This is a genomic window from Cellulomonas sp. NEAU-ZC6 (genome assembly GCF_056844425.1).
In genome coordinates this window covers 680144-700156 of sequence record NZ_JBXFYH010000002.1, presented here as the reverse complement: position 1 = coordinate 700156, position 20013 = coordinate 680144, and the positions used below count along the sequence as shown (strand labels likewise).

Annotated in this window: 19 protein-coding genes; 9 read left to right on the top strand and 10 right to left on the bottom strand. The window is 76.0% G+C overall.

Annotated features, from left to right (window positions below):
- Positions 1 to 24: 24 nt before the first annotated feature.
- Positions 25 to 1662, top strand: a complete 1638-nt coding sequence (locus tag AC1050_RS13360; protein ID WP_482387875.1) for an FAD-binding protein — start codon at positions 25 to 27, stop codon at positions 1660 to 1662.
- A 99-nt stretch (positions 1663 to 1761) separates the two neighbouring features.
- Positions 1762 to 1905, top strand: a complete 144-nt coding sequence (locus AC1050_RS13355; RefSeq protein WP_482387874.1) for an antitoxin — start codon at positions 1762 to 1764, stop codon at positions 1903 to 1905.
- Positions 1906 to 2258: 353 nt separating this feature from the next.
- On the opposite strand, the gene AC1050_RS13350 is transcribed toward AC1050_RS13355, so the two are convergent.
- Together AC1050_RS13350 and AC1050_RS13345 are read right to left on the bottom strand one after the other, a co-directional pair.
- On the bottom strand, positions 2259 to 4457 hold the full coding sequence (locus AC1050_RS13350; RefSeq protein WP_482387873.1) for an LLM class flavin-dependent oxidoreductase: 2199 nt from the start codon (positions 4455 to 4457) through the stop codon (positions 2259 to 2261).
- Positions 4454 to 5392, bottom strand: a complete 939-nt coding sequence (locus tag AC1050_RS13345; protein WP_482387872.1) for an LLM class flavin-dependent oxidoreductase — start codon at positions 5390 to 5392, stop codon at positions 4454 to 4456. The genes AC1050_RS13350 and AC1050_RS13345 overlap by 4 nt, the downstream gene beginning before the upstream one ends.
- Positions 5393 to 5496: 104 nt before the next feature.
- On the opposite strand from AC1050_RS13345, the gene AC1050_RS13340 reads away from it, so the two are divergent.
- Positions 5497 to 5997 carry a MarR family winged helix-turn-helix transcriptional regulator gene (locus tag AC1050_RS13340; protein WP_482387871.1) on the top strand — a complete coding sequence of 167 codons (501 nt, stop codon included), beginning with the start codon at positions 5497 to 5499 and terminating at the stop codon, positions 5995 to 5997.
- 8 nt (positions 5998 to 6005) lie between these two features.
- Here the strand turns inward: AC1050_RS13340 and AC1050_RS13335 are convergent, their stop codons facing one another.
- Positions 6006 to 6494, bottom strand: a complete 489-nt coding sequence (locus AC1050_RS13335; protein ID WP_482387870.1) for a MarR family winged helix-turn-helix transcriptional regulator — start codon at positions 6492 to 6494, stop codon at positions 6006 to 6008.
- 74 nt (positions 6495 to 6568) lie between these two features.
- Here AC1050_RS13335 and AC1050_RS13330 point away from each other — a divergent pair, with 74 nt between their 5' ends.
- Positions 6569 to 6775 carry a hypothetical protein gene (locus AC1050_RS13330; RefSeq protein ID WP_482387869.1) on the top strand — a complete coding sequence of 69 codons (207 nt, stop codon included), beginning with the start codon at positions 6569 to 6571 and terminating at the stop codon, positions 6773 to 6775.
- Positions 6776 to 6878: 103 nt separating this feature from the next.
- Here AC1050_RS13330 and AC1050_RS13325 read toward each other — a convergent pair whose 3' ends face one another.
- The 3 genes from AC1050_RS13325 to AC1050_RS13315 form a co-directional block, all read right to left on the bottom strand.
- Positions 6879 to 7613 carry a YcnI family copper-binding membrane protein gene (locus AC1050_RS13325; RefSeq protein WP_482387868.1) on the bottom strand — a complete coding sequence of 245 codons (735 nt, stop codon included), beginning with the start codon at positions 7611 to 7613 and terminating at the stop codon, positions 6879 to 6881.
- 68 nt (positions 7614 to 7681) lie between these two features.
- Positions 7682 to 8308: a hypothetical protein gene (locus tag AC1050_RS13320; protein ID WP_482387867.1), complete on the bottom strand. Its 627-nt coding sequence runs from the start codon at positions 8306 to 8308 to the stop codon at positions 7682 to 7684.
- A gap of 90 nt (positions 8309 to 8398) precedes the next feature.
- Positions 8399 to 9154 (bottom strand): SDR family NAD(P)-dependent oxidoreductase, encoded by a 756-nt coding sequence (locus AC1050_RS13315; RefSeq protein WP_482387866.1) that lies wholly within the window; start codon positions 9152 to 9154, stop codon positions 8399 to 8401.
- Positions 9155 to 9372: 218 nt separating this feature from the next.
- On the opposite strand from AC1050_RS13315, the gene AC1050_RS13310 reads away from it, so the two are divergent.
- Positions 9373 to 11448 carry a SpoIIE family protein phosphatase gene (locus AC1050_RS13310; protein ID WP_482387865.1) on the top strand — a complete coding sequence of 692 codons (2076 nt, stop codon included), beginning with the start codon at positions 9373 to 9375 and terminating at the stop codon, positions 11446 to 11448.
- An 11-nt stretch (positions 11449 to 11459) separates the two neighbouring features.
- Positions 11460 to 11966: a metallophosphoesterase family protein gene (locus tag AC1050_RS13305; protein WP_482387864.1), complete on the top strand. Its 507-nt coding sequence runs from the start codon at positions 11460 to 11462 to the stop codon at positions 11964 to 11966.
- Positions 11967 to 11974: 8 nt separating this feature from the next.
- Here the strand turns inward: AC1050_RS13305 and AC1050_RS13300 are convergent, their stop codons facing one another.
- Genes AC1050_RS13300 through AC1050_RS13285 form a run of 4 tightly spaced genes read right to left on the bottom strand, consistent with a single transcriptional unit; the run spans position 11975 to position 15945 of the window.
- Positions 11975 to 13153 carry a PP2C family protein-serine/threonine phosphatase gene (locus AC1050_RS13300; RefSeq protein ID WP_482387863.1) on the bottom strand — a complete coding sequence of 393 codons (1179 nt, stop codon included), beginning with the start codon at positions 13151 to 13153 and terminating at the stop codon, positions 11975 to 11977.
- Positions 13154 to 13198: 45 nt separating this feature from the next.
- Positions 13199 to 13627, bottom strand: coding sequence for an ATP-binding protein (locus AC1050_RS13295; protein WP_482387862.1), 429 nt, complete (start codon positions 13625 to 13627; stop codon positions 13199 to 13201).
- Entirely contained in the window at positions 13614 to 13949 is a 336-nt protein-coding gene (locus AC1050_RS13290; protein WP_482387861.1) for an STAS domain-containing protein, read from the bottom strand. The genes AC1050_RS13295 and AC1050_RS13290 overlap by 14 nt, the downstream gene beginning before the upstream one ends.
- A 13-nt stretch (positions 13950 to 13962) precedes the next feature.
- Positions 13963 to 15945: a glycosyltransferase family 2 protein gene (locus AC1050_RS13285; RefSeq protein ID WP_482387860.1), complete on the bottom strand. Its 1983-nt coding sequence runs from the start codon at positions 15943 to 15945 to the stop codon at positions 13963 to 13965.
- A 147-nt stretch (positions 15946 to 16092) separates the two neighbouring features.
- Here AC1050_RS13285 and AC1050_RS13280 point away from each other — a divergent pair, with 147 nt between their 5' ends.
- From AC1050_RS13280 to AC1050_RS13270, 3 genes are all read left to right on the top strand, one after another.
- Complete coding sequence (locus AC1050_RS13280; RefSeq protein ID WP_482387859.1) at positions 16093 to 18351, top strand: putative bifunctional diguanylate cyclase/phosphodiesterase; 2259 nt, start codon at positions 16093 to 16095, stop codon at positions 18349 to 18351.
- 72 nt (positions 18352 to 18423) lie between these two features.
- Positions 18424 to 19065 (top strand): DUF3105 domain-containing protein, encoded by a 642-nt coding sequence (locus AC1050_RS13275; protein WP_482387858.1) that lies wholly within the window; start codon positions 18424 to 18426, stop codon positions 19063 to 19065.
- On the top strand, positions 19062 to 19742 hold the full coding sequence (locus AC1050_RS13270) for a DUF305 domain-containing protein (protein WP_482387857.1): 681 nt from the start codon (positions 19062 to 19064) through the stop codon (positions 19740 to 19742). Before AC1050_RS13275 ends, AC1050_RS13270 begins: the two co-directional genes overlap by 4 nt.
- Positions 19743 to 20013 lie beyond the last annotated feature (271 nt).

Here is a 20013-nt window from a genome sequence, read left to right as displayed (position 1 = left end):
GTTATCGCCGCCTGGAGGACGCAGATGCCCGAGGTCTTCGATCACACGTACGACGTCGTCGTGGTCGGCACGGGGGGCGCGGGCTTCGCCACCGCCCTCGGCGCCGTGGACGAGGGTCTCGAGGTCCTGCTCCTGGAGAGCACCGACCGCTGGGGCGGCAGCACCGCGATGTCCGGCGGCGGTCTCTGGCTCCCGGACAACCCGCTGATGCGGCGGGACGGTGTCGGCGACTCCCGCGCCGAGGCGCTGACGTACCTGGAGGCCTGCGTCGGGGACGCCGGGCGCGCGTCCTCCCGGGCCCGCAAGGAGGCGTTCGTCGACGGTGTGGCCGACTTCGTCACCACGGCCGAGCGGTACGGCATGGCGTTCGCCCGCGCGACCGACTACCCGGACTACTACCCGGAGCTGCCGGGCGGCAAGGTCGGCCGCTCCGTCGAGCACCAGCCGGTGGACACCAAGGCGATCGGCGCGTGGTGGTCCTCCTGCCGCGCCGCGGTCCCGCTGCCGATCATGACCGACGACGTGTGGCTGCTCGAGCGCGCGTGGTCCACCCCGGCCGGGTTCGTCCGCGGCGCACGGTTCGTCTTCCGGGCGCTGGGCGCCCTCGCGCGCGGGCAGCGCCTGGCCGGCATCGGCGCGGCGCTGGCGACCTCGTTCCTCGACGTCGTGGTGCAGCAGCAGGGCGTCCCGCTGTGGCTGAGCAGCCCGCTGGAGTCGCTGGTGCTCGACGACGACGACCGGGTCGTCGGCGTCCGGATCACCCGCGACGGGCGGCCGCTCACCATCCGGGCGACCCGGGGCGTGATGCTCGCGGGCGGCGGGTTCGACCACAACCGGCAGTGGCGCCAGAAGCACCACGGCATCGCCGGCGACCCGTCGGGCAACCCGGGCAACCTCGGCCGGCCCATCGAGATCGCGCAGTCCGTCGGCGCCGGGCTCGAGCTGATGGACGACGCGTGGTGGGGCGCCTCGGTCGCCGCGCCCCCGGGCGGCCAGCCGTCGTTCCTGGTCGGCGAGCGGTCCCTGCCGTACTCGATCCTGGTGGACGCCCGCGGCGAGCGGTTCGCCAACGAGTCCGAGTCCTACGTGGACCTCGGGCACCACATGCTCGAGCACGACCCGAACGGGCCGTACTGGCTGGTCGCCGACACCCGGCACGCGCGGCGCTACCTGCGCAACTACGCGCTCGACCCGCGGGCGCTGCAGGCGCTGGCCGCGTCGGGGCAGTACGTGAAGGCACCGACGCTGGCCGAGCTCGCACGGCAGATCGGCGTCGACCCCACCCGGTTCCGGTCGACCGTGCAGCGGTTCAACGGGTACGCCCGCTCCGGCGTCGACGGCGAGTTCGGGCGCGGGAACTCGGCCTACGACCGGTACTACGGCGACCCGACCGTGCACCCGAACCCGAACCTGGGACCGATCGAGCGCGGGCCGTTCACCGCGTTCCAGGTCGTCGTCGGCGACCTCGGGACCAAGGGCGGCGTGCTGACCGACGCCGACGGGCGGGCGCTGCGCGAGGACGGCACCGTCATCGCCGGGCTGTACTCCGCGGGCAACAGCTCCGCGTCGGTGATGGGCCGCACCTACCCGGGGCCGGGGTCGACCATCGGGCCCGCCGCGGTGTTCGGGATGCGGGCGGCGCGGCACATGGCGCGCGCCTGACGCCGGTCGCCGCCCGGGTCGCGAGGTGGCGCCCGCGCGCCGAGACTGGAGGGGGCGGGGAGACCCGTCGCAGCACTCCCGAGACGAGAGGACCGCACCATGGGCCTGGACGACATGAAGGAGAAGGCGAGCGACGCCGGCATCGAGAAGGCCGGGGACACCGCTGCCAAGAAGTCGGGCGGCGGCAACGCCGACAAGATCGACGACATGGAGAAGTCCGCCGACGACAAGATCGGCAAGTAGCAGCACCCACCGCAGCGACGCCCGCACCCCCTCCCGGTGCGGGCGTCGCCGCGTCTGGTCAGCGGGTGACGCGCTGCCGGGTCCCCCGGAACCGCTGCACCAGGTCGCCGAGGCCGACGACGACGATCACGGCCGTGAGGCCGGCGACGACGATCCACACCTGCGACGACATTGGTTGCTCCCCTGCGATCCGACGCTGTGCTGCGCTGACGGTCCCATCCTGCTCGGTCCGGCCGCGCGGCGGATCGGCCGGGCGCCGTATCTTCCGGTACCACCCAGGGGGTACGCGGTCGTCCTCGCGACTGACCGGGTCCACCCTGCGTCGGAGGCGCCCGGCGCGGCGCGGACCCGCGTCAGAGCACGACGGCCGGTGCCTCGGCCACCGAGAAGTTGTGCCGGAACACGTCCTCGGGGTCGTACCGCCGCTTCAGCTCCCGCAGCCGGGCCAGCGTGGCGGTCGGGTAGATCTCGGTCAGCCGCTCCGGGCGCCGGTCCGTCTCGAAGGACAGGTAGAGCCCGTCGAAGTGGTGCGCCATGGCGTCCCAGACCGCGTCGATCCGGCGCCGGGACGTGCCCATGGCCAGCACGCTGAAGTTCGCGGACCGGTGGGCGTACGCCGTGGCGTCTGCCGGGACGTCGTGCACCGCTCCCCCGGCGGACCGGATCTGGAAGAACGGCGTCGCGCCGCTGCGCACCAGCCGGGCCGCGTCGGCCGCGAGCGCCGGCGTCAGGTGCTCGGCCATGCCGGAGCGCGTGACGGGCTCGCCCTCGGAGGTGTGCCGGGTCGGCGGCGTCTGCACCACCGCGTCGTACGGCAGCACCTGCACCTGCTGCTGCAGCAGCGGCGCGAGCAGCGCGAACGGCTGCAGGCGCTCGATGATCGTGTCCGGGTCGTCGGAGTCCACCATCGCCATCACCTGCGCGACGAGCTGCCCGCCGCGCGGCGGGCCCATGATGAGGAACGCGGTGGTGTCCCGCGGTGCCGCCTCGACCGTGGCACCGAAGTCGACCAGGAACTGCTCGGTGTCCGAGGCGTCGAAGACCAGCTGGGCGAAGCCGACGTCGCCGACCTCGTCCACCTCGAACTCGAAGGACGTGACGACGCCGAGGTTGGCCCCGGCGCCGCGCACCCCCCAGAACAGGTCGGCGTTCTCGGTCGCGCTGGTGCGCAGCACCGTGCCGTCGGCGAGCACCACCTCGGCCGCACGCAGGTGGTCGAGCGTCAGCCCGTGCTCGCGCACGAGGAACCCGATGCCGCCGGCCGTGGCCAGGCCGCCGACCCCGACGCCGCCCGAGTCGCCGGACGTCAGCGCCCAGCCGTACGGCCGCAGCGCGGCGGCGACCTCGCCCCAGCGCGCCCCGGGCTCGACGCGCACCCGCCGGGTCGCGACGTCGAGCACCTCGATCGCGTGCATCCGGGACAGGTCCAGGACCACGCCGCCGTCGTTGGTCGACCGGCCGCTGATCCCGTGGCCGCCGCTGCGGACCGCCAGCGGGACGTCCTGCGCGCGGGCGTACGCCAGGGCCTCGACGACCTCCGCGGTGCTCGCGGGGCGGAGCACCAGCCCGGGGCGGCCACCCCGCATGTAGGTGGACCGCACCGCGGCGTAGCCGGTATCGCCGGGCTCGACGGCGGAGGCCACGAGCGCGGCCGGGACGCCGTCGTAGTCGATCCCCGGACGGCGGGCCGCCCGGACCTGGGCACGGCGCACCGTCCCGACCACCGTGCCGCGGACGGCCCGCTGCGCGGCGACCGCCGCGCGCACGGCCGGCGCCACCTCGGTGGCGAACGGGGTCAGCGCGGCCTCGTCGGCACCGGCCAGCACGAGGGTGCCGGCACCCGCCTCCAGGACCAGGGCCACGGCCTGCTCGACCGTGGTCGACGCGTCCAGCAGCACCCCGCGGCGCAGCTCGCGCACGTCCCGGCCGGCTGCCACGAGCGCCGCGTCGAGGGCGGCCTGCTCGGTGCGGACGGCGTCGGCGTCGGTGGCGGTCGCGGTGAGCCACCAGCCGTCGGCGACCCGCGCGCCCAGCACACGGCCGCCGTCGTCCCCGTCGCTGCTGCCCAGCCAGAGCGCGACGTCGTGCGCCGGAGCCGGCCCGCGCTGGGCTCCCGGGACCCGGTGGTGCCGGCCGTCGTACGCGAGCGGGCCGGGTTCCGCCGCCGCCCACATCCCGCGCAGCACGTCGGCCCCCTCGGCGAGCGCGTCCCACGCCTCCGGGTCGGGTCCCGCGCCGAGGCCGAGCGCCAGCCGGCCACCCGCCAGGTGGTCGAGGCTCGCGGCGGCCCGGGCCAGCACGGCCGGCGGGCGGTCGTCCAGCAGCAGGCCGCGGGTCGCGACCCCGATGTCGCGGGTGCTCGCCGCGACGTGCGCCAGCGTGGTCCAGGGGTCGAGGTCGGCACCGTCGTCGGCGCTCCCCGCGTCCGGGACCACGACCAGGTCCAGCCCGGTGTCCTCGGCGAGCCGGGCGAGCCGCGCGGGCGCACCGGGGTCCGTGGCGTCGACGGCGAGGACGACGCCCAGCTGCAGCGGGTGCCCCAGGTCGCTCACGCCTGCACCCCGCCGGCCGGGACCTGCGCGGTGCCGCGGGCGGCGCGCTCGGTGGCGACCAGCTCGCGGACCGCGGGCGCGATCTCCTGCCCGACGGTCGCCAGCAGGGTCGGGTCGTCGCCGCTCACGACGAACGCGCTCATGCCGTGCTCGAGTGCCAGGAGGGCGAGCTGCTCCACCCACTGCTCCGGCGGCCCCGCCAGCAGGTCCGGACTGCGCCGGGGCGCGAGCCGCCCACCGACGTTGAGCAGGCGGCGGACGGCCGACGGCGCACGACCGGCCGCGGTCGCGGCGTCGTCGATCCGGGCGTTCGCGTCGTCCAGGTCCTGCAGGCTGCTCAGGTACGACAGCGACGGCAGCCAGCCGTCCGCGCGCTCCCCGGTGAGCCGGAGCATCCGCGGCTTGTACGCGCCGAGCCAGATGCCGACCGGGTGCGCCGGGGCGGGGCCGCGCTTCGCGCCGGCGAGCGGGTAGTACTCCCCCGGCAGGTCGACCCGGCTGCGGTCGGTGGTGTCCCAGAGGGTGCGGATCACGTCGATCGCCTCGCGCAGCGCGTCCACGCCCTGCCCGGGGCTGAGCCGGCGGCCGCCCATCGCCTCGATCGCGTCCCAGAACGCGCCCGCGCCCAGGCCCAGCTCCACGCGGCCGCCGGACAGCAGGTCCAGGCTCGCGACGGAGCGGGCCAGCACCGCCGGCGGCCGCAGGGGCAGGTTCAGGACGTTCGGCGCCAGCCGGATCCGCTCGGTGCGCGCCGCGACCCAGGACAGCAGCGTCCACGTGTCGAGGAACGACGGCTGGTACGGGTGGTCCTGGAACGTCGCGAGGTCCAGCCCGGCGCGCTCCGAGAGCTGCGCGAGCGCGACCGCGCGCTGGGGGTCGGCGTTGCCCGGCGTGATGAACGACCCGAACAGCAGGTCGTGGCCGTAGTCCGTCATCGTGCTCCGCATCCTCGGTGTGCCGTGCTGATCCGTCGGCGGAACCGATCGTATGCCCCACAGACGATTGGCTCAACCACGGGTCCCGGCGTAGCATTCCCGGCATGACCGCGGCTCCCGAGCAGCACACCGATCTCCCGGCGTCCGACCTGGGCTGGTCGCTCGGCGTGCTGCTCCGCGCGTACGAGCGGGCCCTCGCGGACGCCGTCGAGGCCGCGGTCCCGCACGGGTTCCGGGGCTACCAGGTGCTGCGCGAGGTGGTCCGCGGGGCGCACCCCAGCCAGGCCGCCCTCGCCGCGAGCCTCGGCATCGACCGCACCGTGATGACCTACCTGCTGGACGACCTGGAGCGGGCCGGGCTGGTCGAGCGCCGCGTGGCCGAGGTCGACCGCCGGCAGCGACGCGTGGTCGCCACCTCCGGCTCGGCCGCCGTGCTCGCCGAGCTCGAGCACCGGGTGGCCGTCGCGGAGGACGCCGTGCTCGGTGCGCTCGAACCCGAGGAGCGCCGGGTCGTGGGCGCCCTGCTGCGCCGGGCCGCCTGCGAGTACCGGGACGCCGAGGACGGCGACCCGTGCACGGTCGTCGAGCGCGCGCTCGGGCGGTAGCCGCCGGGTCAGGCGCGGCGCAGCTCCGCGTCGTCGCACGCCCGCAGGAGCAGCTGCGCCGCGGCGCGCACCTGCGCCACCTGGTCGAGGTCGAGACGCAGCCCGTCGAGCATCGCCGCCGGGATCCCGACCGCCTGCTCGCGCAGCGCACGACCGGCGTCGGTGACCCGGATCGCGAGCGCGCGCTCGTCGGCCCCGTCACGCGCCCGGTGCACCAGCCCCATCGCCTCCAGCCGGCGGACCAGCGGCGACGTCGTCGCCGGCTCCAGGTGCAGCAGCTCCGCCAGCGCCTTGAGGGTGAGGTCCCCGTGCTGCCACAGCGCCAGCATCGCCAGGTACTGCGGGTGCGTGAGGCCCAGCGGTTCCAGCAGCGGCCGGTAGAACGCCACCAGCGCCCGGGAGGCGGCGGACACCGTCAGGCAGACCTGCGCCTCGACGGCGAGCGGGTCGACCGGGGCGTCGGGCGCGTCGAGGGCAGTGGGTGCGGCGGTGGTCACGGACCCGATGCTACCCGGAAGCGGTGAGTGCACGTATGATGTGTGCACTCATCGAATCGACGACAGGGCGGCAGATGGCGACCATCGGCAGGGCGGGCGACAAGCGCGAGGCGGCGCTGCTCAGCGTGTTCGGACCCGCGCAGGTCGGCGACCCCCTGGCCCCGGACCGCGAGGTCGGCGAGGCCGACCGCGAGCGCGACCGGGCCCTGCGCACCGAGTTCGTCCGGGTGGAGGGCGCGGACGGCCGCTCCTACCTGGTCGAGCGCACCGTCGAGCCCTGACCTCCCCGAGGGAGTCGCCCTCCGCGCATCGCCGGCGGATTCTCGCGTCGCCGGCCGACCTGTCGGTGGGCCGAGCGAGAATCCGCCGGCGGTGCGGGCCGGGTCAGCGGGTGGTGCGGCGCCAGGCGAGCGTGGCGACGACCAGGGCGACGAGGCCGGCCGCCAGTCCGATGCCGCCGAGGACCGCCGGCAGGGCGCTGTCGTCGGCGGCGGGCGCGGTCGACGTCGCGGCGCCGGCGGCGGCGGCGGCATCGGACGCGTCGTCGGCCGCGCCACCGCCCGCCGGCGCCGCCTCCGTCGTGGTGAACACCGGTGCGGGGTGCTCGGGCTCGGCGCCGCCCTCGGCCAGCTGGTCCCAGTCGACGACGGTGCCGTCGGAGTAGGTCTGGTGCGCGGGCAGCACGACCTCGGTGCCGGCCTCCGGCAGCGGGCCTGCCGAGACGGTGAACCGCTGGAACTGGCCGTCGCCGATGCCGGCGCCCTCGGCCGTCCACACCACCCGGACCGGGGCGCGGGTGATCGTGGCGCCGTCGACCTCGACGGGCTCGGGCAGGTCGCCCTCCTCGACGACGCCGGTCCAGCCCGGCACCGGCTCGAGGCCGACGTAGGTCAGCGGCCGGTCGGTCGGCAGGTCGACGGACACCTGGGTCGTCGCGGCGGTGGGCGACTCGTTCGGGACGCGGACGGTCAGCACGGCGTAGGCGCCGGCCTCGGTGGTCGCGGGGTCGACGTGGACGTGCGCGGACGCCGCGGCGGCCGAGCCGAGGACGAGGGCGGCGGCGAGCGCGCCGCCGGCGGCGGCGCGGACGGCGGTGGTGGTGCGGGGACGTGCGGACATGGCTGTTCCTCCGGTGTGCGGCTGGGCAGGGCAGCGCGACGCCGCCGCCCTGCCGGTGCGGCGGGAGGTCAGGCGGTCGCGCGGGGACGCAGCGCTGCGGGCGGGCCCCGGCGGGCCACGTCACCGGCCAGCACCCGCAGGCGCCGCGCCGGTCCTGCACCCACCAGCACCGGTCGCGGCAGGCCGGCGACCGGGACCGGCGCGCCCGGACCGAGGGCGGGCAGCAGCGCCGACCAGCGCCGGACCAGGCCGAGGGCGCCGCGCTCCGTCGCCACCAGCAGCAGCACCGTGGCGGCCATCGCGGCGGCGTGCGCGGCCGGCATCAGCAGGCCGGACGCCCCGGCGTGGGGGTCCACGGCCACGACGTCCACCACCGGCGCGGGCGCGCCGTGCAGCCCGTGCGCCCCGGGGGGACCGGGCTCGCCGCCGGCCGACCCCAGCCAGGTGAGCGCGACGTGCACGCCCAGCTGTGCGCCGACCGCGACGGGCAGCAGCAGTCGCACCGTCAGCGGACGGCGTGCCACGGCCGCGGCGGCGAGCAGGACCAGGGCGCCGAGCAGGGCGACGACGCCCGTGGACGGCGCGTGGCCGCCCGCGAGCACGTGCGCGCCCGAGCCGAGGGCCAGCACCGTGGTGGTCACCGCGAGCAGGCGCCACGCGACGAGCGCGCGCTGCACGGGTGCCGGGATCTCCACGCCGGAGACGCTACGGCACCGCCGGAGCCGGGGCCCCGGGGTGCGCGCCGCCCGGGCCCGGATCACCCGGGTCGCTGGTCGGCCCGGAGGTCAGACCGCCGGGTAGCCGCCGTCCACCTGGTGCAGGCTGCCGGTGATGAACGACGCCTCGTCGCTCAGCAGGTAGGCCACGAGCGACGCGACCTCCTCCGGCGTGCCGATGCGGCCGATCGGGTGCCGGGCGGTGATCGCGTCGATCTGGTCCTGCGGGAGCTCGGCCATCAGCGGGGTCCAGATGTTGCCGGGCGCGACCGCGTTGACCCGCACGCCGCGGGTGCCGTACTCCACCGCCGCGTTCTTGGTCAGGCCGTTGATCGCGTGCTTGGACGCCACGTAGGCGGCGTTGCCCGGGGTGGCGACCAGCGCGTGCATCGACGCCATGTTGACGACCGCACCGCCACCGGCGGCCTCGATGGCGGGCAGCTCGTACTGCAGGCCGTAGAGCACGCCGTTGAGGTTGATGTCGATCACGCGGCGCCAGTCCGCGTCCAGGTCGAGCTCGCCCACCGGCAGCTGGTGCCGCGCGGCGACACCGGCGTTGTTCACGGCCAGGTGCAGCGCCCCGTAGGTCGCGACGGCGAAGTCGACCGCCGCCCGCGACTGCTCGGCGTCGGCCGTGTCCTGCTCGAAGGCGGTCGCGGTGCCGCCCGCCGCGGTGATCTCGTCCGCGACCCGCTGCGCCGGCGCCAGCCGGATGTCCGTGAGGACGACCGACGCGCCCTCGGCGGCGAGCCGCTTCGCGACCGCCTCCCCGATCCCGCTGCCGCCACCCGTCACCAGGGCCACCTTGCCGTCGAACCGCGTCATCCCGCGTCACTCCCTCGCCCGTACCGCCGGCCGCACCGTGCGACCCGACCCCTCAGTGAACACCGACCGACCGGTAGGTCGTGGCGCGCGGCGGGTGTCTGGCCGGTCACACGGCGCGCCCCGCCCGCGCCCACCGGTGCCTCGGCGCACCGGGCGCGGACCGCCCCGGGGCCCCGTAGCCTGCGGGGACGACGTCGGACGACTCCGGAGGAGGTGCGGTGACCGCAGAGCGGCCCAGCCCGCCCGCGCCCACGCGAGGGCGACGGCACCGCGTCCCCGACGCGCGCGACCTGCGGGTCGTCGCGGTGTTCGCGGTCCTGTACGCCGCCGCCTGCCTGCTCGGCCGCGCGACGCGCGTCGAGGGCGCCACCGTGAGCCTCGTGTGGCCGGCGGCGGGCGTGTCGGTCCTGTGGCTGGTGGCCCGGGCGCGCCGGCCGTGGCCGTGGCTGGACCTGGTGGTCCTCACCCTGACGACCGCGGCGGTGGTGCGGCTCACCGGGTCCACGCCGGTCGCCGCCGCGGTCGGTGCCGCGGCCGCGACCGCCCAGGCGGTGGTCTGCGTCGCCGTCGTCGCCCGGTACGCGCCGCACCTGTGGGCGGCGCGGGGCCACCGGCAGCTGCGCCGGGTCCCGGACCTGTGGGTGGTGGTGCTGGGCGCCGCCCTCGGTGCCGCGCTGTCCGCGCCCCTGGCCGAGCTCGCGGTCGTCCTCCGGGGCGGACCGGCCACGTGGGACACGGCCCTGCTGTGGACGGCGCGGAACACCGTGAGCATGCTCGCGATCGGCACGCTCGGCTGGACGCTCGGCGCCTGGCTGCACGAGCGGCGGACGCGTCCGGACACGCAGCACCGCCTCGAGCGGTGGACGGACGGGCGGGGCGCCGACTTCCTGTCGGCCGTGCTCCTCGCGCCGCTGCTGTACCTCGTGTGGTTCCTGCAGCTGTCCGACCTGGCCGTGGTGTTCCCGCTGATCGGCCTCACCGTCTGGGCGGGCTCCCGCCTGCCGACGCGCTCGGTCGTGCTGCACACGGCGCTGTGCGGCGTCGTCGCGATCCAGCTGACCCTGGTCGGTGTCGGGCCGTTCGCGAGCCTGCCCGACCCGACGGCGCAGGTCGCCGTCGCCCAGCTGTACGTCGGCCTGGTGACCGTCATCGGGATGGCCCTCGCCCTGGCCCGCGACGAGCGGGGCCGGCTGATGGCCGATCTCTCTGCCGCCCGGGACCGGGCCCAGGAGCAGGCGGCGCTGCTCACCACCGTCGTCGACACGATGTCGGAGGGCGTGCGGGTCGTGGACGCGGCGGGCCGGGTGATCGTGCGGAACCCGACGGCGACCCTGCTGCTGGCCGGTGCGGCGCACCTGGACCCGGCGGACAGCACGACGGACCTCGCCGGGCTGGCCCGCCTGGACGGCTCACCGCTGCCCGACCAGGAGCTGCCGTTCCGCCGGGCGCTCGCCGGTGAGCAGGTCCGCGACGCCGACCTGCTGGTGCGGGTCCCGGGCAGCCGGGAGCCCCGGATCGTCACCTTCTCCTCCACCCAGATCCCGCAGCAGTCGGGCGGCGGCGTGGTGACCGTCCTGCGGGACGTCACGGCGGAGCGCACGGAGCTGCGCCGGGCGGCCCAGGTGCAGGCGAGCCTGCTGCCCGCGCGCGGGCTCGACGTCCCGGGGTTCGACCTCGCGGCGCGGTTCGTCCCGGCCGGCTCGGTGGGCGGGGACTTCTACGACTGGCAGCAGCTGCCGGAGGGGCTGGTCCTCACGATGGCCGACGTCATGGGCAAGGGTCCGGCGGCGGCGATCCTGGCCGCGACGACGCGCTCGGTGCTGCACGCGCAGCCCGGGCTGCGCGACGTGGCGGGCACCCTCGCCGCGACCGAGCGCGCGATGGACGCCGACCTGGTGAACGCCGGGGCGTTCGTCACGATGTTCCGGGCCTACGTCGACGCGTCGGACGGCCGCGTGCAGTACACCGACGCCGGCCACGGCCTGTCGCTGATCATCGGCGCGGACGGCAGCAGCCGGCGGCTGTCGGCGACCGGGCTGCCGCTGGGCATGCTGCCGGGACCCGCCCGGGTCAGCGCGCAGGACCGGCTGGAGCCGGGGGACGTGCTGGTCACCTTCAGCGACGGCGTGCTCGACGCGCTCGGCGGCTCGATCGGCGACCTCGACCAGGTCCGGCGCGCGGTCCGCGGGACCACCTCGGCGGAGGAGGCGGCCGACGCGGTGCTGTCGCTGGTGGACGACGTCCGGCAGGCCGACGACGACCTGACCGTGCTGACCCTGCGTCGCGCGGCCTGAGGCGGCCGGGCGTGGACCTGCTGCTGCTCGCCGACACCCACGTGCCCCGCCGGGCCCGCGACCTGCCCGCCGAGGTCTGGTCGGCGGTCGCGGCGGCGGACGTGGTGCTGCACGCCGGGGACTGGGTGGACGTCGCCCTGCTGGACGCCCTCGAGGCGCGGGCGCGGCGGGTGCTGGGCTGCTGGGGCAACAACGACGGCGCCGAGCTGCGCGCCCGGCTGCCCGAGGTCGCCCGGGCGACCCTCGGCGGCGTGCGGTTCGCGGTGGTCCACGAGACCGGCCAGCGCACCGGCCGCGAGGCCCGCTGCGACGCCGCCTACCCGGACGTGGACGTGCTGGTCTTCGGGCACAGCCACATCCCGTGGGACACGACGACGCCCCGGGGGCTGCGGCTGCTCAACCCCGGCTCGCCCACCGACCGCCGCCGGCAGCCGGCAGGGACCTACGTGACGGCCCGGGTCGCCGACGGCGCGCTCGTGGACGTCAGCCGGCACGCCCTGCCGCCCGGCAGCCGCTGACGCGCCGCTCAGCCGTCCCGGCGCAACGCCACCACGGTCAGGTCGTCCGGGCGCTCGTGCACCCCGCGCGCCAGCCGGAGCACGGCCTCGACCGCGGCGCCGGCGGACACGGCTCCGCGCACCGCGTCGACCACGACGGGCACCGTCGCCAGCGTGCCGTCGTGCAGGTCCAGCACGCCGTCGGAGAACGTCAGGAGGAGGTCGCCCGGGTCGAGCCGGACCGACCGCTGCTCGCGCTGCTCCTCGTCCACGACTCCGAGCGGGAGCCCGGTCGCGGCCAGCCGCTCGGTCGTCCCGTCCACCCGCAGCACCAGGGTCAGACCGTGCCCGGCGTCGGCGTAGCGGATCTCGCCCGACGCCGGCTCGAGGGCCGCGTGGAACGCGGTGGCGAACACCCCGGCGCCGGACAGGTCGCCGTGCAGGATCGCGCCGGCGTACAGCAGCGACCGGGCGACGTCGGCACCGTGCACCGACCCGCGCAGCACCGCCCGGATCGACGCCGCCATGATGCCGGCGCCCGCGCCCTTCCCCATGACGTCGACGAGGCTGAGCACCAGGCCGCCGTCCCGGGTCGTGGCCCAGTCGTAGAAGTCGCCGCCGACCGCCCGGCTCGGCAGGCACGCGCCGGCCACCTGGTAGCCCGGCACGTCCGGCGCGCTGCGCGGCAGCAGCCCCGCCTGCACCTCGGCCGCGCGCTCGAGCTCGGAGTCGATCACGAGCTCCTTCTCGACCCACGACGCGAGGTCCCGCAGCAGGGCCGCGCTCTCGGCGTCGAACCGCCGTGGCCGGTTGTCGGCGATGCACAGCGTGCCGACCCGGAACCCGCCCGGCGCGACCAGCGGCCGGCCCGCGTAGAACCGCAGCCCGCCGGGCGCCGTGACGTACGGGTTGTCCACGAAGCGCGGGTCGAGGGACGCGTCCTCGACGACCAGCAGGTCGTCCGACTGCACGGCGGTGTGGCAGAAGGAGTCCTCCCGCCGCACGACCCGCTCGTCGAACCCCGACATCGCCTTGTGCACCACGACGTCGCGGTCGACGAGCGACACCAGGGCGGTCGGCACGCCGAACAGCTGGCGCGCCAGCCGCACGACGCGGTCGAACCGGTCCTCGGCGGGGCTGTCGAGGACGCCCAGCCGGTGCAGGGCGGCGACCCGGTCCTGCTCCGCGGGCTGCGTTCCGGTGATCATGGCCCCCGACGCTACGTCACCCGGTCGACCGGGTGCACGGTCTGCTCAGGCCGACCAGGCGCGGGTGATCCGCCAGGTGTTGCGTCCGGGCCGGCGCACGAACGTCAGCGTGTCCACGGCCCGCTGCACCAGCGCGATGCCGCGGCCGCTCTCCGCGAGGTCGTCCACCGGGCGCGGGTCCAGGTCGACCTCGACCACCGTCCCGTCGTCGGAGATCTCCGCCTCGACCAGGGGGGCGTCGACCCGCAGCAGCGTCGTGGCGCGGACGGGTCCGTCGCCGACGGGCACCGTGTGCTGCACGACGTTGGTGGCGATCTCGATCACGGCCGTCTCGAACCGGAACCGGTCCAGCTCCGGCACCGCGGGCGCCAGGGACCAGAGCCGGGCGAGACCCTCGTGCACCGCCTCCAGCCACGCCGGCTCGGCGTCGCCCTCGACGCGGACCTCGACGGCGCCGCCGTCAGGCGCCGGCACCGACCGCGTCCTCGACGGTGTCGTAGGGCCGGAGCACGCGGTCCATCGTCGTCAGCTCCAGCACCGTGCGGACCTGCGCGCCGACCCCGGCGATGCGCAGGTCACCGCCCGCGGCGCGCGCGGACCGCAGCCCGCCGACCAGGGCCCCGAGCCCGGAGGAGTCGAGGAACGTGGTCCCCGCGAGGTCGACCACGACCAGGGACCGCCCGGCCGCGACCTCCCGGTCGACCGCCGCCTTGAGCTCCCCGGCGGCGGCCATGGTCAGCCGCCCCTGGACGTGCAGCACCCCGGCCTGCCCGACCTGATCGGTCACCAGCTCCATCGCGCGTTCCTCCTCACTCCGTCGGACCCGGTCGCGTCGCGTCCGTGGCCGCTGCGACCGTACCCGTACCGGCCGACGTGTACCCGCGGTAGCGCAGAGCCTGCACCACCACGCTCAGCACGACCAGGTCGTAGACGACCCAGACGACGTTGACGGCGGTGCCCACCCACCAGGACAAGCCCAGGGCGGTCCGGACGACGCCGATCACCGCCGCGACCACGAGCAGCACCATCGCGAGCAGCTGCGGCCAGACCAGGCGCCACTGGCTCGGCGTGCCGTCGGGCCGCACCTTCGGCGTCACGGCGAACCCGAGCGGACGGCCGAACCAGACGTTCGCGACGGCCGTCCACACCGCCTTGATCCACACCGGGAACAGGGCCAGCGCGTACTGCTGGCCCCGCCAGGTCCGGACCCCGCGGGCCGCGACCAGGAACAGCAGCTGGCTGGCCAGGAAGAACGGGATGAACCGCGCGAAGAAGTCGACGGTCCACGCGGTGACCGGCAGCACGCCGAAGCACAGGAAGATGATCGGCGCGGCGAGGTACACGAGCGCGGCGAAGCCGGACAGGTAGGACCACATGGTCGCGAAGTACATGAGCCGCTGGCCGACCGCGAGGCCGCGGACGCCCAGCGGGTTCTCCTTGAGCATCACCTGCATGGTGCCCTGCGCCCAGCGCAGCCGCTGCGTCATCATCGTGCCGAGGTCCTCGGGCGCCAGCCCGTGCGCCAGGCTCTCGTGGTGGTACACCGTCTGCCAGCCGAGCGCGTGCAGCCGCATCGCGGTGGCCATGTCCTCGGTGACCGACAGCGTCGCGACCGGCATGACGGCCTGGGCCTCGGCGGACCGGTCCACGTCGACGGCCCGCAGCAGCGCCTGCACCGACTCGATCGCACCGAGCGGCGACCACTCGCGGTCCGCGAGCCGGGCCAGCGCCCGCTCGTCCACGACCACCGCGCCGATCTGGTCGTCCCGGGCGATGGGCATGCGGGCGATCGCGGCGAGGTCCGCCTGGATGCCCGCGAGGTCGTGGGCCACCACGGAGGCCGAGATCGCGTCCACCCGGCGCTGGAACGCGTAGGTCACGTCGGACAGCGGCTCGCCGGCGTCCAGGGCCGCGAGCGCGTGCGCCGCCGCGTCCTGCACCTCGCCGAGGGCCGCCGCCTGGCCGGGGTCGGGTGCGCTCCGCTGCGCCCGGGCCAGCAGCCGGCGCGAGCCGTGCAGGGCGTCGCGGACCGAGCGCTCGGTCTCCCGGACGTACCCGACCAGGCCGAGCTGCATCAGCGCGTCCCGGCGCAGCACGGCGTTCGAGCCGCAGAAGAACGCCGCGTTCCAGCCGTCCTTGCCCTGCTGGATCGGCCCGTAGAACAGCGGCGCCTGGCTGCCGAGCGGGTCGGCCTCCGTCACGTTGGTGAAGAACTGCGGTGTCTGCACCAGCGCGACCCGGTCGTCCGCGAAGTACCCGAGCGTGCGGTCCAGGATCGCCGGGTCCGGGATCTGGTCGGCGTCCAGGATGAGCAGGAACTCCCCCTCGGTGACGAACAGGGCGTTGTTGAGGTTGCCGGCCTTGGCGTGCCGCGGCCGGTCCACCCAGTCCGCGGACCGTTCGATGTACCCGACGCCCGCCGCCCGGGCCGCGGCCGCGAGCGCGGGCCGGGACCCGTCGTCCAGCACCCAGGTGCGGTGCGGGTACCGGATGTCCCGCGCCGCCTCCGCGGTCGCCATGACCAGGTCCACGGGCTCGTCGTACGTCGTGACGAACACGTCGACGGTCAGGTCGGGCGCGGGCGCGGGCGGCTCCGGCCGGCGCTTCGCGCGCCACATCGTCATCCCGAACAGGCACACGTCCAGGAACGAGTACGTCTCCGCGACGACGAGCGGGACGGCGATCCACCAGGCGGACCAGTTCACCGACTCCAGCCAGCGCCAGACGACGTAGTTCAGGCCCAGGACCAGCGTGATCGTCACGATGACCCGGAGCACCAGCTGCTGCCTCACGCACGCCCCCTCCGCGGGGCGCGGCGGTTCCGCCCCTGGTGGCCCGACCTTAACCACGGGCCCGGGTGGGCGCTCGACGAGACGGGCCGGTGCGGCCTCACCCGCCTGACAGGTCAAGGAAGAGCCGCAGGTGCCGATCGGACCGGAGTGACAGCGCTTGCCCACCACCCGCGCCGCACCGCCCTCGTGGTCGGTGCCGCCCTCGTGCTGCACGCCGTGCTGCCCGCGGGCGGGGGTCGCGACGCGCTGTACGTGGCGATCGGCACCGCCGCGGCGGTGACCGCAGGGAGGGCCGCGGTGCGCGCGAGCGGCCCCCTGCGCCGGGCGTGGGTGCTCCTCGCGCTCGGCGTGGTCGCGTGGGTGGTCGGGGACGCGATCTGGTCGTTCCTCGAGCGGGTGCTCGGCATCGACCCCTTCCCGTCACTCGCCGACGTCTTCTACCTCGCCTCGTACCCGCTGCTCGCCGCGGGCCTGGTCCGCGCGTTCCCCGCCCCGCGGGACCAGCGCCCGGTGTGGCTGCTCGACGCCGTCATGGTCGCGAGCGGCGGTCTGCTCATGCTGTGGCTGCTCGTGCTCGACCCGGCGCTGGCCGAGTGGGCCGATGCCCCGCTCGCCACGCTGATCGGCGCCCTCTACCCGGTGGGCGACGCCCTGCTGCTGGTGGTGCTGGCCCGGTCGTTCGGCGCCGTCGGCAGCTGGTCCCGCGCCCACCAGCTCACCTCGCTCGCCGTGCTCGTGATCATGCTCGCGGACGTGCTGTTCCAGCTGGGCGCCGCCTGGCCGGTCCTCGACGAGTACGCGTACCTGCTGGACACGATGTGGCTCGTCGGGTACGTCCTGCTGGCGGCCGCCGCCGCGCACCCGTCCGCCGCGCACGTCGCCCCGCCCCGCCCCGACGGTGCCCTGACCGGGATGCACCTCACGTTCCTGGTCGCGTCCGTCTGCGTGCTGCCGGCGACGATGATCGTCGAGACGCTGCGCGGCGGCGACGTGCACCTGGTCGAGGTGTGCTCGGTCGGCGTCCTGCTGATCGGGGTGTTCTTCACCCGGTTCGGCGGCCTGGTCAAGCAGATGCGCCGGCAGCACGCCCGCCTGGAGCACCTCGCCGTCACGGACCCGCTGACCGGCCTGGCCAACGCCACCGGGCTCGCCCGGCACCTGGAGCGCGGGAGCGACGACGCCCCCGCCGGCACGCTGCCCGCGGTGCTGCTGGTGGCGCTCGACGGTTACCGGGAGGTCGTCGAGACCCTCGGCTACGGGGTGGCGGACGACCTGCTGCGCTCGGTCGCCGGCGTGGTCGCCGCGGGTGCCGAGCCGGGCACGACCGTGGGCCGGATGGGCCGTGACGTGTTCGCGGTGGCCGCGGACGTCACCGGGCCCGATCAGGCCGAGGCGGCCGGACGCCGCCTGCTGCAGCAGCTCGCGGCGCCCGTCCCGGTGCGCGGCATGGACCTGGCCGTCGGCGCGCTGGTCGGGATCGCGGTCGGCACCGCGCGCCCGGCGTCCGGTGACGACCTGACCGCGCGTGCGGACGCGGCCCTGTCGGTGGCACGCGGCCGGCCGGACCGGGTCGCGCTGGACCGGACCGGCGACTGCAGCAGCGCCTCCGCCGTGCTGCCCGGTGCCGACCTGCTGCGCGGGCTCGCGGCCGCGGTGGACCGCGGGGAACTCGTGGTGCACTACCAGCCCGTCGCGACGGTGCCGGACGGCCGGGTGCACGCCGCGGAGGCGCTGGTGCGGTGGCAGCACCCCGAGCACGGGCTGCTCGGGCCGCTCGCGTTCATCCCGGCCGCCGAGCGCACCGGGCTGGTCCGCCCCGTCACCCTGCACGTGCTGGACGCGGCCCTCGCGCAGTGCGCCCGCTGGCGCGCGGCCGGGTCGCCCGCGTTCGCCGTGTCGGTCAACGTCTCCGCGCACGACCTGGACGACGCCCGCCTGGTCGACGACGTGCGGGCCGCGCTGGACCGGCACGGGCTCACGGCCGACGCGCTGGGCCTCGAGGTCACCGAGACCATGGCGATGCGGGACGGGGTCCGCGCCGAGCGCACCCTGCGGGCGCTGGCCGAGCTCGGCGTGCACCTGGCGGTGGACGACTACGGCGTGGGGTACGGGTCGCTCGACTACCTGCGCCGGCTGCCGTTCACCGTGCTCAAGGTGGACCGTGCCTTCGTGGCGCCCGCGGCCGACGACCGGGTCTGCGCGGAGATCCTGCGCTCGACGGTCGACCTGGGCCATGCTCTAGGGATGCGGGTGGTCGCCGAGGGCGTCGAGGACCTGCGCACGCTGACGCTGCTGCGGGACCTCGGGTGCGACGCCGCGCAGGGCTGGGCGCTCGGCCGGCCGGGCCCCGCGGCGGCGCTCGACGCCCTCCTGGTCACCGGCACCACGCCGGTCCCTGTCAATTAGTAGACACTTCAAGTATTCTCGGCGGACCGACCGGCGCCCCGCGCCGTGCCGCACCACCGACAGGAGCACCTCATGCCCGACCGCCGTCCCACCGCGGCCGAGCGCCAGGCCCGCCTGGCCGCCGTCCGAGCCGAGCAGCGCCGGTCCGAGCGCCGTCGCGGCGTGATCATCGGCTCCGTCGCCGGCGTCCTGGTCCTCGCCCTGGTCGGCATCAGCGCCTGGGTGATCGTCGACGCCGGCCGCGACAAGGCCGCCGTCGAGGCCGAGGCCGCCGCGGAGATCGAGGGCGTCGAGACGTTCGACGGGCTGACGTTCAACCACGTCACGACCGCCGTCGACTACCCGCAGACCCCGCCGGCCGGCGGCGACCACAACGCCGCGTGGCTGAACTGCGGCGTCTACACCGAGCCGGTGCCGAGCGAGAACGCGGTGCACTCCCTGGAGCACGGCGCGGTCTGGATCACCTACGACCCGTCGCTGCCCGCCGACCAGGTCGCCACGCTCGAGGCGTTCGCCGAGAACCAGAGCTACGTGCTGGTCACGCCGTTCGAGGGCATGGACACGGACGTCGCGATCAGCGCCTGGGGCTACCAGCTCCAGGTCGAGTCCGCCGACGACCCGCGCCTGCCGGTCTTCATCCAGAAGTACCTGCTGAACCCGGAGCTGGCCGAGGTCGGCGCCCCGTGCTCGAGCGGCGTGGGCACCCCGGCGTGACCACCCCCGACCCGCACGACGCGCCCGCGGCCGGCTCCGGTCGCGGGCGCGCCGTGCTCGTCGTGGTCGTCCTGGCCGCCCTCGCCGTCGGCGCGCTGGTCGGTGCGCTGCTCGCGCGCCAGCCGCCGATCACCGCCGCGGCCGACGGCTCCGTCGACGCGGGGTTCGCCCGCGACATGGCCGCGCACCACGCGCAGGCCGTCGAGCTGAGCGTGCTCGTGCGGGACCGCAGCACCGACGAGGAGGTCCGCACGGTCGCCCTGGACATCCTGCTGACCCAGCAGAACCAGATCGGCCAGATGGCCGGCTGGCTGTCGACGTGGGGCCTGCCGGTCGCCGCGTCCGCCCCGCCGATGGCCTGGATGACGGGCGACCACGCCCACGCCACCGCCGGCGCGTCCGGCGACGGCGCCACCGGCTACGCCGCGATGCCCGGGTGGGTGTCGCGCGAGGACATGCTCCGGCTCACGGACGCCACCGACAGCGACGCCGACCGGCTGTTCCTGGAGCTGATGATCCCGCACCACGAGGGCGGCGTGCAGATGGCGGAGTACGCCGTCGAGCACGCGCAGCGCCCGCAGGTGGTCGCGCTGGCGGAGAACATCGTGCGGTCCCAGGACCGCGAGCTCGTCGCCCTGCAGGCGATGCTCGACGCCCGCGGTGGCCCGCTCCCCTGACCTGCGGCGCACTCATCACCGTGTTCGATGAGTCCAGATGCAGAAACGTCGTTGGACGTCAGGTGAGACGCCGACCTAGCGTGTCCGTCATGAGCCCGACCCCCCACCTGGACCGCCGCGCGCCGCTGGGCGCCCCGGCCTCCTCGGGTCGCGCCTGTCGCTGTCCGGGTCGCTGAGCCGACCCGCGGACGCCCCGACGCGTCCGCCCGCGCGCCCCGCTGCGCCGGCTCCCCGCGCACCGCTCCGGCACTGACGCCCGCACTGGCGGCGT